At 66.9% G+C, this 12,541-nt stretch carries 13 protein-coding genes; 5 read left to right on the forward strand and 8 right to left on the reverse strand.

Annotation, left to right across the window (positions count from 1 at the left end; genetic code table 11):
* Positions 1-687, forward strand: a 687-nt coding sequence (locus JNJ68_RS13210; RefSeq protein WP_294982849.1) for a hypothetical protein, incomplete at its 5' end; no start/stop codon positions are given.
* 129 nt (positions 688-816) lie between these two features.
* On the opposite strand, the gene lepA is transcribed toward JNJ68_RS13210, so the two are convergent.
* Together lepA and JNJ68_RS13220 are read right to left on the reverse strand one after the other, a co-directional pair.
* Complete coding sequence (gene lepA / locus JNJ68_RS13215) at positions 817-2,616, reverse strand: translation elongation factor 4 (RefSeq protein WP_294982850.1); 1,800 nt, start codon at positions 2,614-2,616, stop codon at positions 817-819.
* 16 nt (positions 2,617-2,632) lie between these two features.
* A complete protein-coding gene (locus JNJ68_RS13220) occupies positions 2,633-3,247 on the reverse strand; it encodes a hypothetical protein (protein WP_294982851.1) in 615 nt (204 codons plus the stop codon).
* A 209-nt stretch (positions 3,248-3,456) separates the two neighbouring features.
* Here JNJ68_RS13220 and JNJ68_RS13225 point away from each other — a divergent pair, with 209 nt between their 5' ends.
* A complete protein-coding gene (locus JNJ68_RS13225; RefSeq protein ID WP_294982852.1) occupies positions 3,457-3,765 on the forward strand; it encodes a hypothetical protein in 309 nt (102 codons plus the stop codon).
* 140 nt (positions 3,766-3,905) lie between these two features.
* Here JNJ68_RS13225 and rpmB read toward each other — a convergent pair whose 3' ends face one another.
* Both rpmB and JNJ68_RS13235 read right to left on the reverse strand, forming a co-directional pair.
* Positions 3,906-4,193 (reverse strand): 50S ribosomal protein L28, encoded by a 288-nt coding sequence (gene rpmB, locus JNJ68_RS13230; protein WP_294982853.1) that lies wholly within the window; start codon positions 4,191-4,193, stop codon positions 3,906-3,908.
* A 117-nt stretch (positions 4,194-4,310) separates the two neighbouring features.
* Complete coding sequence (locus JNJ68_RS13235; RefSeq protein WP_294982854.1) at positions 4,311-4,994, reverse strand: helix-turn-helix transcriptional regulator; 684 nt, start codon at positions 4,992-4,994, stop codon at positions 4,311-4,313.
* 142 nt (positions 4,995-5,136) lie between these two features.
* On the opposite strand from JNJ68_RS13235, the gene JNJ68_RS13240 reads away from it, so the two are divergent.
* A complete protein-coding gene (locus JNJ68_RS13240; protein WP_294982855.1) occupies positions 5,137-6,030 on the forward strand; it encodes a DMT family transporter in 894 nt (297 codons plus the stop codon).
* A gap of 4 nt (positions 6,031-6,034) precedes the next feature.
* Here JNJ68_RS13240 and meaB read toward each other — a convergent pair whose 3' ends face one another.
* Positions 6,035-7,012, reverse strand: coding sequence for a methylmalonyl Co-A mutase-associated GTPase MeaB (gene meaB / locus JNJ68_RS13245; RefSeq protein WP_294982856.1), 978 nt, complete (start codon positions 7,010-7,012; stop codon positions 6,035-6,037).
* Between the two features lie 189 nt (positions 7,013-7,201).
* On the opposite strand from meaB, the gene hrpB reads away from it, so the two are divergent.
* Positions 7,202-9,637, forward strand: coding sequence for an ATP-dependent helicase HrpB (gene hrpB, locus JNJ68_RS13250; protein ID WP_294982857.1), 2,436 nt, complete (start codon positions 7,202-7,204; stop codon positions 9,635-9,637).
* A gap of 157 nt (positions 9,638-9,794) precedes the next feature.
* A complete protein-coding gene (locus JNJ68_RS13255; RefSeq protein WP_294982858.1) occupies positions 9,795-10,994 on the forward strand; it encodes an MFS transporter in 1,200 nt (399 codons plus the stop codon).
* A gap of 88 nt (positions 10,995-11,082) precedes the next feature.
* Here JNJ68_RS13255 and JNJ68_RS13260 read toward each other — a convergent pair whose 3' ends face one another.
* The 3 genes from JNJ68_RS13260 to JNJ68_RS13270 form a co-directional block, all read right to left on the reverse strand.
* Positions 11,083-11,577, reverse strand: a complete 495-nt coding sequence (locus JNJ68_RS13260; RefSeq protein WP_294982859.1) for a DUF1993 domain-containing protein — start codon at positions 11,575-11,577, stop codon at positions 11,083-11,085.
* 86 nt (positions 11,578-11,663) lie between these two features.
* Positions 11,664-12,095: an SRPBCC domain-containing protein gene (locus tag JNJ68_RS13265; RefSeq protein WP_294982860.1), complete on the reverse strand. Its 432-nt coding sequence runs from the start codon at positions 12,093-12,095 to the stop codon at positions 11,664-11,666.
* On the reverse strand, positions 12,088-12,444 hold the full coding sequence (locus JNJ68_RS13270) for a metalloregulator ArsR/SmtB family transcription factor (protein ID WP_294982861.1): 357 nt from the start codon (positions 12,442-12,444) through the stop codon (positions 12,088-12,090). Before JNJ68_RS13270 ends, JNJ68_RS13265 begins: the two co-directional genes overlap by 8 nt.
* Positions 12,445-12,541: the final 97 nt, after the last annotated feature.

Consider the following 12,541-nt stretch of genomic DNA (forward strand, 5'->3'; position numbering starts at 1 on the left):
CTTGCCATGGCTCTTGGGAAAGAAGGGTTGCAGCCGCGCCATCTGCGCTTCGGTCAGCCAGAAAAGGTTGCTCATCGGTCAGTCTCCTCGCAGAGCCTGAATCACGCCGAAAGTGGAAGATCAATGGGTCCTGACCCTAGCGTGCCAAGAAGAAGTGAGTTCCCCAGTAAAAATGCGACCATAACAGGCACGACACTATTTAAGACAAAGAGAGATGCAAGCACCTCGCGGAACGAAAACGATCGACTACTACGAATGCTTTGCAAGGCCTCCCAGAATTTTGAGCCATTTACTCCCACGATGGCACCGAACGAAATAAAACCAATAAGTACAACCGAGAGCAAGAAGGCGATTGAGGATCGCAAATCGAGGAACGTGAAGAAAACTATGCAGAATAATGCAGCAAGACAAATTACCATCATCAAAACAAGTAAGGAAGACAGAAGCAATCGAGTGTATCTATGTGTCCGAAACCTATTCACTTTTGAGAACGGCTTTCCGCGCCTAAGCCCCCTCTTCCTTTCGATCCAACGAGTAATCAATGGTGTCGCTAAGAAACTCACTCGTAAGAATGCAGCGGTTCCAATCAAAAATACCGTTAGGGAAAAACAAGCATTGAACACAAACCTTGAATCAACCAACCCCCTGATGCCAAACCCAAAGTTCGAAGTTAGGCCAAATAAGTAGACCGAGTATATTCCAAGCAAGGATACTATGGCATAGATTGATTTCAGGATCGAGGATATAGGACCAATCGTTCCAGTAGGGCGCTTTCTATAGCGCTTGGTCGTACCGGAATTGATGTACCTTGGCAACTTACCCATCCATCTTCAACGCCGCGATGAACGCTTCCTGCGGGATCTCGACCTTCCCGAACTGGCGCATCTTCTTCTTGCCGGCTTTCTGCTTCTCCAGAAGTTTCTTCTTCCGGGTCGCGTCGCCGCCGTAGCACTTGGCGGTCACGTCCTTGCGCATGGCGCTCAACGTCTCGCGGGCGATCACGCGACCGCCGATGGCCGCCTGGATCGGGATCTTGAACATGTGACGGGGGATCAGGTCCTTCAGCTTCTCGACCATCGACCGGCCGCGGGCTTCGGCGCGGTCACGGTGGACCATCATGCTCAGCGCGTCGACAGGTTCGTCGTTCACCAGGATCGACATCTTCACCAGGTTGTCCTCGCGGTATTCGCTGATCTGGTAGTCGAAGCTGGCATAGCCCTTGGTCACCGATTTCAGCCGGTCGTAGAAGTCGAACACCACTTCGGCCAAAGGCAGGTCGTATTCGACCATCGCCCGCGACCCGGCGTAGGTGAGGTTCAGCTGGATGCCGCGGCGGTCCTGGCAAAGCTTCAGGATGTCGCCGAGGTAGTCGTCGGGGACCATGATCGTGGCCTTGATCCGCGGCTCCTCGATATGGTCGACATAGGTCAGGTCGGGCATGTCGGCGGGGTTGTGCAGATCGCGGACCTCGCCGTCCTTCATGTGCAGCTTGAAGACCACGGAAGGCGCGGTGGTGATCAAGTCGAGGTCGTATTCGCGTTCCAGGCGGTCACGAACGACCTCCAGATGGAGGAGGCCGAGGAAGCCCATGCGGAAGCCGAAGCCCAAGGCCGCGCTGGTCTCCATCTCGTAGGTGAAGGAGGCGTCGTTCAGGGCGAGCTTCTCGATGGCGTCGCGCAGCGCCTCGAAATCAGCGGCGTCCACCGGAAAGAGGCCGCAGAAGACCACGGGGACCGAGGGTTTGAAGCCGGGGAGCGGCGCGTCGCAGGGCTTGCGTTCGTGGGTGATCGTGTCGCCCACTTTGGTATCGCGGACCTGCTTGATCGAGGCGGTGAAGACACCGATCTCGCCCGGCCCCAGTTCGGCGATGTCCTGCATCTGCGGTTTCAGCACCGCCAGCTTGTCGATGCCGTAGACCGCCCCGGTCTGCATCATCTTGATGCGGTCGCCCTTCTTCACCACGCCGTCGATGATGCGGATCATGACGACGACGCCGAGATAGGCGTCATACCAGCTGTCGACGAGCATGGCCTTGAGGGGCGCGTTGCGGTCGCCCTTGGGGGGCGGCAGGCGGTGGACGATGGCCTCCAGCACGTCGGGGATGCCGAGGCCGGTCTTGGCGCTGATCGGGATGGCGTCACTGGCGTCGAGGCCGATCACATCCTCGATGTTCTGTTTCACCCGCTCCGGCTCGGCCGCGGGGAGGTCGATCTTGTTCAGCACCGGCACGATCTCGTGCCCCGCATCCAGCGCCTGGTAGACGTTGGCGAGCGTCTGGGCTTCCACGCCCTGCGAGGCGTCCACGACCAGCAGCGAGCCCTCGACGGCGCGCATGGAGCGGCTGACCTCATAGGCGAAGTCGACGTGGCCGGGGGTGTCGATCAGGTTCAGGATATAGGTCTGGCCGTCCCTGGCCGGATATTCGATCCGGACCGTGTTGGCCTTGATCGTGATCCCCCGCTCCCGCTCGATATCCATCGAGTCGAGAAGCTGGGCCTGCATGTCGCGCTCGGCGACCGTGCCCGTCGACTGGATCAGCCGGTCGGCCAGCGTGGATTTGCCGTGGTCGATATGCGCCACGATGGAGAAGTTGCGGATGCGGTCGAGCGTGATCATGGGCAGGGCGTATAGCTTAGCGCGCGGGGGGCGGGAAGGGGTTGCGGGAGGCTGGCGTCTCAAGGGGTTCGGGCACCCGGATACCGGGGACGGGGTAAAGTTGCGCCAGGGTGAAGAACAGTTCCGCCTCGACCGACTGTCCTGTCCGGGTATGCTCGCCGACAACGGCAAGCAGGAACAGCTCCAGGAGGTCAGGCTTGCGATCAGCCCAAACCGTAACCTGCCAGCGCAGCCATTGCCGAAACAGCGCCAGCAGCTCGGCATAAGAGTTCACCATGCTGACCAGCTTTCCCGGACCCCACATGAGACCGTCTCTCTTCATGACCTCGCGCATCTGGCCGTTCCGCCAGTGGGCCGCCATGTGATCATGCGCGACCCAGAGCGTCCGGGCATCGAATTGATCATCGCTGTCCAGTGCCACGGCAAGGGCATCGGTCTGACGACGCCGCAGGATGTCCGCGGCGCGCAGGTAGACATGGCTTGCCTCTCCCACCCAGTCGGACAGCGTGCCCAGGCGCTTGGCAAGCATGTGGTCGCGAAAGTCGTGCTGAATGTCGCCGGCGAAGACTGGCGGGCTTTTCGGCATATAGGCCATTTCGGCCCAAGGCTTCGCGACGGGAGGGTCGGTCATGGAAGGCACTCGATTCCTGGGTCGGCCACTTCATCTTGTAGCAGCGGTGGCAGAAGCCCGCGAGGGGTTGCGGATTCCCGCCAATTCCGGCCAACCCACTGTAAGGGCTTGAAAAATTGGCGTGGACTTGGCATGATCGCTTCTACAATATGACCGGCGGTGGGATGGGTGACGTGCCTGGCCATGCCCGGCGAATGAGGCAGAAGCGAATGAAACCCTACGTGCTTGTGGCCGCCGCTGCGGCCTTTTTCCCGGTGATGTCCGGTGTTGCGATGGCCGGCCCGATCGAACGGGCCTGCATGGCCTCGGATCGCGGCGGCAACCGCTCGCTCTGCGGCTGCATCCAGCAGGCGGCGGACATGACGCTGTCGGGCGGCGATCAGAAACGGGCGGCGAAGTTCTTCAAGGACCCGGAAGCGGCCCACGCAACCTGGGTCTCGCAGTCGAAGTCGGATGATGCGTTCTGGGAGCGCTACAAGAGCTTTGGCCAGACGGCCGAGGCCTATTGCGCCGGGTGAAGCAGCGGAAGCGGTGGGTTGGCACCCACGCTACGCGCCGGAACCTTTGCTAGGGTGGGTGCCAGCCCACCGCCCGGTTGAAACGAGAAAGGCCCCACCTTCCCTGCGAAGGCGGGGCCTTTTCGATGAAGTGAGCCGGGTCAGGCCGAGGCTTGCGCCTTGGCGATGTCCTTCTTGATCTTCAGCGCATTGGCCGACAGTTCTTCGTCCTTGGCCTTGGCGAGATAGGCGTCCAGCCCGCCGCGATGGTCGACCGAGCGCAGCGCCGCAGCGGTGACGCGAAACTTGAACGACTGGCCCAGCACGTCCGAGATCAGCGTGACCTCGTTCAGGTTCGGCAGGAACCGGCGACGGCTCTTGTTGTTGGCATGGCTGATCGTGTTGCCCGACATCGGCCCCTTGCCGGTGAGTTCGCAGACGCGCGACATTGCGGTGTTCCTTCGATTCGTCAAAAGCGGGAGAAGGCGGGGAATCCCCGACCCTCGAATGCGATTGGGGGCGTGTAAGGGGAATCCCCGGCGGCGTCAAGCGGTCAGGGACCGTCGTCAGGCCGGGGGATAGGCCCGGTCAAAGCCGGACCGGCCTTTCGCGGTGACAGTCAGGGCGCGGCTGCCCTCGCGGCGGCGAAGCCAACCCTCGGCCTCCATCCGCGACAGAAGCAGCCGGCCAAGCCGCCCGGCAAGATGGCTTTGCCGTTCGGTCCAGTCGAGACAGTCGCGGCAAAGCGGTGTGCGGGCAGGAGCGAGGTCGGCCTCGTCAAGACCGAGCCCCCGAAAGAAAGCGCGGCCTTGGGACGTCAGGTCGAGCCCGCCGGGGGTATGGGCAAGGAAGCCACGCGTGGAAAGGCTGCGGTACAGCCGGACACCCAGCGCGCCCGCGAGATGGTTGTAGCAAAGCCGCGCCTCGCGCAGGGCAGGGTCGCGGGGGCCGGTCCGCGACGTGCGCGAAGGCACCTGGCCGGCAAGCGCCATCATCGCCTCGATCAGGCGGGCGACCTCGGGGCTGGCAAGGGACAGGTATTTGTGGCGCCCCTGGCGATGGGCCTTGAGGAAACCCGCGTCGAAAAGCCTTGCCGCATGTTCCGAGGCGCTGGCCTTGCCAAGGCCAGTGGCGGCGCCAAGCTCGGTCACGGTCCGGGCGCGACCATCCATCAAGAGCGAAACCATCTGCGCCCGGGCCGGATCGGCAAGGGGGGCGGCGAGATTGGCGATGCTCGGGCTTTCGGTCATGCGTCCAGCATGGTGCGGCGGCAAGGCAGCGTCCAGTGGGAATGGTTCGGGAAAGGCCGAACCATGGTGCAGGCGAGATCGGACAGGCTGGCTTGCGGTGACGTTTGGCGCGTGCCACCGATGGCCACAAAAGGGAGACATGATGGCCTTTCCGATCCACGAACTCGCGGCGCTGGCGACCGCGACCTGCTGGGCGACGACGGGAATCATCGCCTCGGATGCGATCCGGGCGCTGGGGGCGTTCCATTTCAACCTGATCCGGCAGGTCTTCGTGACGCTGATCCTTGCGGCGGTCGTGCTGGCCTCGGGGGCTCTCGCCTTGCCGGGGTGGCAGGCGGTGGCGATTCTGGCCGTGTCCGGGGTGGTCGGCATCCTTCTCGGCGACACGCTGAACTTTGCCGCCGTGGGGCGGCTGGGGCCGCGGCGGGCAGGGGCGGTCTTCGCACTGAACGCGCCGATGGCGGCAGTGCTGGGCTGGCTGGTGCTGGACGAACGGCTGGGGCTTCAGGCCTGGGCCGGGATCGCGGCGACGGTCGCCGGGGTGGCGCTGGCGATCCTGGGCCGCCCGGCCTCCGGCGCGCACCGGCTGGAGCAGGTCTGGGGCGGGATCGGGGTCGGTGTCCTGTTCGGCCTCGGGGCGGCACTGGGACAGGCGGCGGGAGCGCTGATCGCGCGGCCCTACATGGCCGGGGGCCTTGATCCCTATGTCGGCTCCCTGATCCGGGTTGGGGCATCCGGGCTGGCGATGGGGATACTGGCCGCCCTGCCCTTCGCCCCGCCCCGGCCGCGGCAGGTGTCCGGCAAGCTGCTGTTTCTGACCGCGCTGACGGCGCTGATCGGGCTGCTTCTGGGCATGACGCTGTTCCTTTACGCCCTTCAGGGGTCGCAGACCGGGATCATCGCGACACTGTCGGCAACGTCACCCGTCATCATCCTGCCGCTCCTTTGGCTGCGGACCGGGCAAAGGCCGTCACTGACCAGTTGGGCGGGGGCGGCCCTCGCGGTCGCGGGGCTGGCGCTGATCTTCACGCGGTAGAAGGTCAGGCCGGGCGGCCGAGAAGGCGCAGCATCTCGGCGGCGGCGGCCTCGGGCGAGAGATCGCCGCTGGCCACACGGGCACCGAGACTGGCCATCAGGCCCTTCTGCGGCTCCCGGGAGAGGGCGGCGAGAAGACCCTCGCGGACCTCGGCCTCGAACCAGTGGCGGGACTGCGCGGCGCGGGCGCGGGTCCAGTGGCCCTGTTCTTTCCGCCATTGAACCAGGCTCTGCATATCCGCCCAGGCCTGGGCCAGGCCTTCGGCTTCCAGCGCAGACACCGGCAGGGCCTTGGGAAATCCCGCCGGATCCTGCGGGCGGCGGCGCAACAGGTGAAGTGCCCCGGCATAGTCGGCGACGGTGCGCAGCGCTGCGGGTTTCAGCTCGCCGTCGGCCTTGTTGACGAGGATGAGGTCGGCCATCTCCATGATCCCGCGCTTCACGCCCTGCAACTCGTCGCCGCCTGCGGGGGCGAGGAGGAGGAGGAACAGATCGGAAAGCTCGGCCACCACGGTTTCGGACTGCCCGACGCCGACCGTCTCGATCAGCACCACATCGAAGCCCGCCGCCTCGCACAGCGCCACCGCCTCGCGGGTGCGGCGGGCGACACCGCCAAGCTGCGACTGGCTGGGCGAGGGGCGGATGAAGGCGAGGGGGTCGCGCGACAGCCGCTCCATCCGGGTCTTGTCGCCAAGGATCGAGCCGCCGGAACGGGCGGAGGACGGATCGACCGCCAGCACCGCCACCTTGAGCCCCTGCCCGGTCAGCATCAGGCCGAAGGCCTCGATGAAAGTGGACTTGCCGACTCCGGGCGTGCCCGACAGGCCGATGCGGAGCGCCTGTGCCCCCTGGCGCAGCGCGTCGATCAGGGCCAGCGCCTCGGCGCGGTGATCGGGCCGCGCGCTTTCCACCAAGGTGATGGCGCGGGCAAGGGCGCGGCGGTCGCCGGATCGGATCAGTCGGGCGCGTTCGGTGGTGTCCATGGTCCCTCTCGTTTCCGTCTTTCTGCCGGATGCGGGCGGGCTTGGCGAGAGGGCATGGTCGCGCCCGCCTTGAACCGTCGCGTGAGGGACAGCGGTTTGCCTTCAGCGAGGATACTTGGGCAAAGATGAAAGACGGTGCCCGGGCGGGCGGGTCTGGTCAGGTCGTGGCAGGCAGGCCATAAGCGGGGCATGGCCGACCTGCCCGTCACCTCTGTCCTGCCCGAACTTGCCGATGCCCTCGCGTCGTGCGGGATGGCCGTGTTGCAGGCCCCGCCGGGCGCCGGGAAGACAACCGTCGTGCCGCTGGACCTGCTGGCGCGGGCCGTGGTGGCGGGCCGCATCCTGATGCTCGAACCCCGCCGTCTGGCGGCGCGCGCCTCGGCCGAACGGATGGCGGAGACCCTGGGCGAGCCGGTGGGGCGAACCGTGGGCTACCGCATCCGGGGCGAGGCGAAGACCTCCGCCGCCACCCGGATCGAGGTGGTGACGGAAGGCATCCTGACCCGGATGATCCAGTCCGACCCGGAACTGACCGGCGTCGGACTGGTGATCTTCGACGAATTCCACGAACGCAGCCTGAACGCCGACCTCGGGCTGGCCCTCTGCCTGGAGGTGCGCGGCGCCCTGCGCGAAGACCTGAAGCTTCTGGTGATGTCAGCGACGCTGGACGCTGCCCCGGTGGCGGCTCTGATGGGCGGCGCCCCGGTGGTCACGTCCGAGGGCCGCGCCTTCCCGGTCGAGACGCGCTGGCTGCCCCGGCCCCCCGACCCCTCGCTGCGGCTGGAGGCGGTGGTGGCGGGCGCGGTGAAGGCCGCGCTGGAGGAGACGGAAGGCGGGATGCTGGTCTTCCTGCCGGGCGAAGGCGAAATCCGCCGGGTGGAGGCTATGCTGTCCAGCCTCCCGAACGTCACGCTGCGGCCCCTCTTCGGCGCGATGGACTTTGCGGCGCAGCGGGCGGCGCTGGCCCCGGCAGCAGCGCGGAAGGTCGTGCTGGCCACCTCCATCGCCGAGACCTCGCTGACCCTGCCCGACATCCGCGTCGTCGTGGACGCCGGCCGGGCACGGCGGGCGCGGTTCGACCCGAACTCCGGCATGTCGCGGCTGGTGACGGAGCGGGTCACGAAGGCCGAGGCCGAGCAGCGCCGGGGCCGGGCCGGTCGGGTCGCCGAGGGCCTGTGTTACCGGCTCTGGACCAAGGGCGAGGAAGGCGGCCTCGCCCCCTGGCCGCCCGCCGAAATCGAGGTCGCCGACCTCGCCGGACTGGCGCTGGAACTGGCGCTCTGGGGCGGCACGGACCTGCCCTTCCTGACGCCGCCCCCGCCGGGTCCCCTGGCCGAGGCCCGCAGCCTGTTGCAGGGGCTGGGGGCGCTGGACGCGCGCGGGCACATCACCGCGCATGGTCGGACGCTGGCAGGACTGCCGCTGCACCCGAGGCTCGGGCACATGCTGGCGGTGGCCGGACCAGAGGCGGCGACTCTGGCGGCCCTGCTCGCGGAACGCGACCCGTTGCGCGGCGCGCCGCCCGACCTTGTCCTGCGGATGCAGGCGGTGGCGCGTCCGGGAGCCGAGGCGGACCGGGGCGTGGTGGAGCGCATCCGGGCCGAGGCGAAGCGGCTGGCAGCGGCGGCGCGTGGGCTGGTCGGCCACGCTGGCGATCAGGCGGGGGGCTCCCCGGCATACAGCCTCGCCGAGATGGCCGCGCTGGCCTACCCCGACCGGATCGGCCTGCGACGGAAGGGCGAGGCGCCGCGCTGGGTGCTGTCCGGGGGCAAGGGGGCGGCGATGCCCGCCGGTCTGCCCCTCTCCGGGGCACGGCTGATCGTGGCGACCAACCTCGATGGCGACGCCCGCGAGGCAACGGTGCGGCAGGCGGTGGCGATCAGCGAGGCCGAAGTCCGCAGGCTCTACGCCGACCGCATCCGCTGGGTCGAGGTTTGCGACTGGTCCAAGCGCGAGGGTCGCGTCACCTCGCGCAATCAAGAGCGGCTGGGCGCGCTGGTGCTGGACGACCGGCACTGGGACGCGCCGCCCGAAGCGGTGGCGCAAGCGGCGCTCCAGGGGGTGCGGCTCATCGGCCTGCCCTGGTCCCCGGCGGCGCGGCGGCTGCGGGCGCGGGCCCGGCTGGCGCGCGGCGAGGGCTGGCCGGGCGTGGAGGATGCCGATCTGATGGCCAGCGCCGGTGACTGGCTCCTGCCGCATCTCTCCGGAGTGCGGACCGAGGCCGACATCCGGGGCCTCGACCTCGTGCCCGCGCTTCAGGGCCTCTTCGGCTGGGACCGGCTGGCCGAGATGGACCGGCTGGTGCCAGCCAGCTTCGAGACCCCGCTGGGCCGGAAGATCCCGATCGACTACGAGGGCGAAATCCCCGCGATCGAGGTCAGGTTGCAGGAAATGTTCGGGGTGACGGTGCATCCCGTGGTCGGCGCGGCGCGGCTGCCGGTCCGGATCACGCTTCTGTCCCCGGCGCGAGCCCCGGTGCAGGTGACCACCGACCTGCCTCGTTTCTGGGCGACCTCCTACGCGGATGTGCGCAAGGACATGCGCGGCGCCTATCCGCGCCATCCCTGGCCCGAGGACCCGACCCGGGCCGAGCCGACGCTGCGGGCCAAGCCTCGGGGGGCCTGACGTTGCAGGACGCGGATTTGGGCCGCAGGAAGCCGGAAGCGGGACCGACGGCGCCCGGTCGATTTCCTTTCAGCCTTGCAACACGGATTGATCGGGGCGCCCTTCCCCCTGCCCGACGCGCGGATTATGACCGGCGCTAACAGTGAAGAGGCGGACGATGCAGGGTGATGTTCGGGCGCGGCGCGCGCGGTGGGCGGTGGCGGCGATGTTTCTCGCCAACGGCTTTGTCATGGGGGCATGGGCGCCGCAGATTCCGCTGCTGATGCCGCGCCACGGCGTGACGGAATCCATGCTCGGTCTCCTGATCCTTGTGCTCGGCCTGGGGGCGGTCTCGGCCATGCTCTTCGCCGGACGGCTGATCAGCCTTTACGGCGGTCGGCGGGTGCTGTCGCTCTTCTCGCTCGCGCTGATTCCGGTGCTGCCGATGGTGGTTTTTTCGCCGAACCTCTGGGTTCTCGCGCTTTTCATGGCGGTCTTCGGCGCGATGGCGGGCTGCATGGATGTGGCGATGAACTCCCAGGCGGTCGAGATCGAGCGGCGGCTGCACAAGGCGATCATGTCCTCCTCCCACGGGTTCTGGAGCCTCGGCGGCTTCATCGGCGGCTCGGCCGGGGCCTGGGTGATCGCGCAGTGGGGATCCGAGGTGCAATCGCTCATGACCGCCGGAGTTGTGGCCGGGGTCGTGCTGGCAGCGATGCCCTTCCTCTTGCCCGATGCCCCTCACGGTCCGGCGACCAAGGCAGTGGCGGTACCGAAGACGAAGCTCTTTCCTAAGGACTTCCACATCTGGTTGCTGGGGTTCCTCGCGCTCTTCTCGATGGTACCCGAGGGGGCGGTGCTGGACTGGGCGGCAATCTATTTGCAGAAGGAGATGGGGTCGGATGTCTTCGTCTCCGGCCTCGCCTTCGCCTTCTTTGCAGGGGCGATGGCGGTGATGCGTTTTCTGGGCGACACGGTGCGCAATCGCTTCGGTGCGGTCCAGACGCTGCGCATTTCCGGCTGGCTGGGGGCGGCGGGTTTGATGGGTGGCGCGCTCGCACCCCAAGACTGGATGGTGATCGTCAGCTTCGCGGCGGCGGGGCTGGGGGTGGCGAACATGGTTCCGATCCTGTTCTCGGCGGCGGGCAATCACCCGAACCTGCCCTCGGCCAGCGCGATCTCGATCGTGACCATGGTGGGATACTGCGGCATCCTGGTCGCCCCCTCGACGATCGGGTTCCTGGCCGAACACGCCGGGTTCCGGCCCACCTATGCCGGGCTTGCGCTGATCCTGGTGGTGGTGGCGCTCCTCGCCGCGCGGGCGGCGGATGCCGATGCCAGGCGCAGCCTGCCGCCTTCGGCCGCCGCGCCCGCATGAGGCGGGCAGGGGTAAATAAACCCTGAATGCCCACGATCAAGCCATTGATTTTACATGACTCACCCTGCCTGTCCCGCGTGGACAGATTTCAAGGCGCGCCCATGTAGTCGCGCTTGCCCAGTTCCACGCCGTTCGCCCGCAGGATGTCGTAGGCGGTGGTGAGGTGGAAGAAGAACTGCGGCAGGGAGTAGAAGGACAGGAACTCGTCGCCCTTCAGCACCATGTCGCGGCCCCCGGCCTTGAAATGCACCTCGCGGGCATCGGCATGGGCGAAGTCGGCGGCCTGGAAACTGCCCATGTAGCCCCGCGCCGCCGCGATCCGGTCCTTCAGTTCCGCAAAGCTTGTCTCGGTGTCCGGGAAGCTCTTCGGCTCCTGCCCCGCCAGCCGGGCCGTGCCGCGCGCCGCGAAGTCGCAGGCAAGCTGCACCTGGCGGGCAAAGGGGAACATATCGGGGAACAGCCGGGCGGCGAGGATCACCTCGGGCTTGATCTTCTTCGCCTCGCAATGCGCTTGGGCCTTGTCGAGGATCACGGCGAGGGCGGAAAGAAAGCGGTCGAAGACGGCGACGGAACGGCGGTGCATGGCGGCCTCCCTTGGGGTTTCATCCAAGGTGGCGGATGCCGCACGGATTGCCAAGGGGGCGGTTTTCAGGGCGCCCCCCGGCAGGCTCAGGCGCGAGCGGCCTCCAGCGTGGCGGCAAGGCGTTCGAGGATGAGCTTCCAGCCGCCCCTGTGTCCGTCGCGCGCGCCTTCGGACAGGAACCTGACCTGCGACAGCGTCAGCTCAGTACCCTCTGTCACCGGGGCGAGGCGGATGGTGACTTCGCTGTCGGCGGGGGAATACGGCGATTCCCAGGTGAAGCGGATGAGGCTGTACGGGATGAGCTCTCGGTAGATGCCCTGATGGGCGATGTCCTTGTCCGAGGTCATCACGATGCGGAAGACGCCGCCGACGCGGGGGTCGGTGCGGGCCTCGGTCACGCGCTGGTCGGCCCCGCCTGCCATGAAGCGGCTGATGGTGTCGGGGTCGAGCCAGGCGGCATAGACGGCTTCGGGGCTGGCCTTGATCGTGCGGCTGAGGGAAAGGGTGAGATCAGTCATCGGTCTGGTCCTTTGCGAAATGGGCTTCCAATGCGTCGAGCCGGAGCTCCCAGACCGACCGCAGGTCCTGGAACCAGCGGAAGGCCTGTTGCAGCGGCACGAGGTTCACCTCGATCAGATGCTCGCGCCACCGGGTCCGGCGGCTGACGAGACCGGCCCGTTCCAGCACCATGATGTGCTTCGACACCGCGTTGAGGCTCGTGTCGAAGCGCGCAGCGATGTCGGTGACGCGAGCGGGGCCTTCCTGCGCCAGGTGCGTCAGGATGGCGCGCCGCGTCGGATCGCCAGCCGCCTTGAGGGTCAGGGACAGCGGGTCGGGTGCGGGATCGGAGTCGATTCGTTCAACCATATGGATGAATTACGTCAGCTCACGCCATGAGTCAACCATATGGATGAACGAAAAGGCAAAAGAAAGCCGCGCCGGTCGGAGACGGGCGCGGCGGGGA

The organism is Tabrizicola sp., from assembly GCF_016793705.1.
GTDB lineage: Bacteria > Pseudomonadota > Alphaproteobacteria > Rhodobacterales > Rhodobacteraceae > Tabrizicola.

Bases quoted from the DNA above. Each gene is read 5' to 3' on its own strand.
- lepA (WP_294982850.1), bottom strand. From the start codon at position 2,616: ATGATCACGCTCGACCGCATCCGCAACTTCTCCATCGTGGCGCATATC.
- JNJ68_RS13220 (WP_294982851.1), bottom strand. From the start codon at position 3,247: ATGACCGACCCTCCCGTCGCGAAGCCTTGGGCCGAAATGGCCTATATG.
- JNJ68_RS13225 (WP_294982852.1), top strand. From the start codon at position 3,457: ATGAAACCCTACGTGCTTGTGGCCGCCGCTGCGGCCTTTTTCCCGGTG.
- rpmB (WP_294982853.1), bottom strand. From the start codon at position 4,193: ATGTCGCGCGTCTGCGAACTCACCGGCAAGGGGCCGATGTCGGGCAAC.
- JNJ68_RS13235 (WP_294982854.1), bottom strand. From the start codon at position 4,994: ATGACCGAAAGCCCGAGCATCGCCAATCTCGCCGCCCCCCTTGCCGAT.
- JNJ68_RS13240 (WP_294982855.1), top strand. From the start codon at position 5,137: ATGGCCTTTCCGATCCACGAACTCGCGGCGCTGGCGACCGCGACCTGC.
- meaB (WP_294982856.1), bottom strand. From the start codon at position 7,012: ATGGACACCACCGAACGCGCCCGACTGATCCGATCCGGCGACCGCCGC.
- hrpB (WP_294982857.1), top strand. From the start codon at position 7,202: ATGGCCGACCTGCCCGTCACCTCTGTCCTGCCCGAACTTGCCGATGCC.
- JNJ68_RS13255 (WP_294982858.1), top strand. From the start codon at position 9,795: ATGCAGGGTGATGTTCGGGCGCGGCGCGCGCGGTGGGCGGTGGCGGCG.
- JNJ68_RS13260 (WP_294982859.1), bottom strand. From the start codon at position 11,577: ATGCACCGCCGTTCCGTCGCCGTCTTCGACCGCTTTCTTTCCGCCCTC.
- JNJ68_RS13265 (WP_294982860.1), bottom strand. From the start codon at position 12,095: ATGACTGATCTCACCCTTTCCCTCAGCCGCACGATCAAGGCCAGCCCC.
- JNJ68_RS13270 (WP_294982861.1), bottom strand. From the start codon at position 12,444: ATGGTTGAACGAATCGACTCCGATCCCGCACCCGACCCGCTGTCCCTG.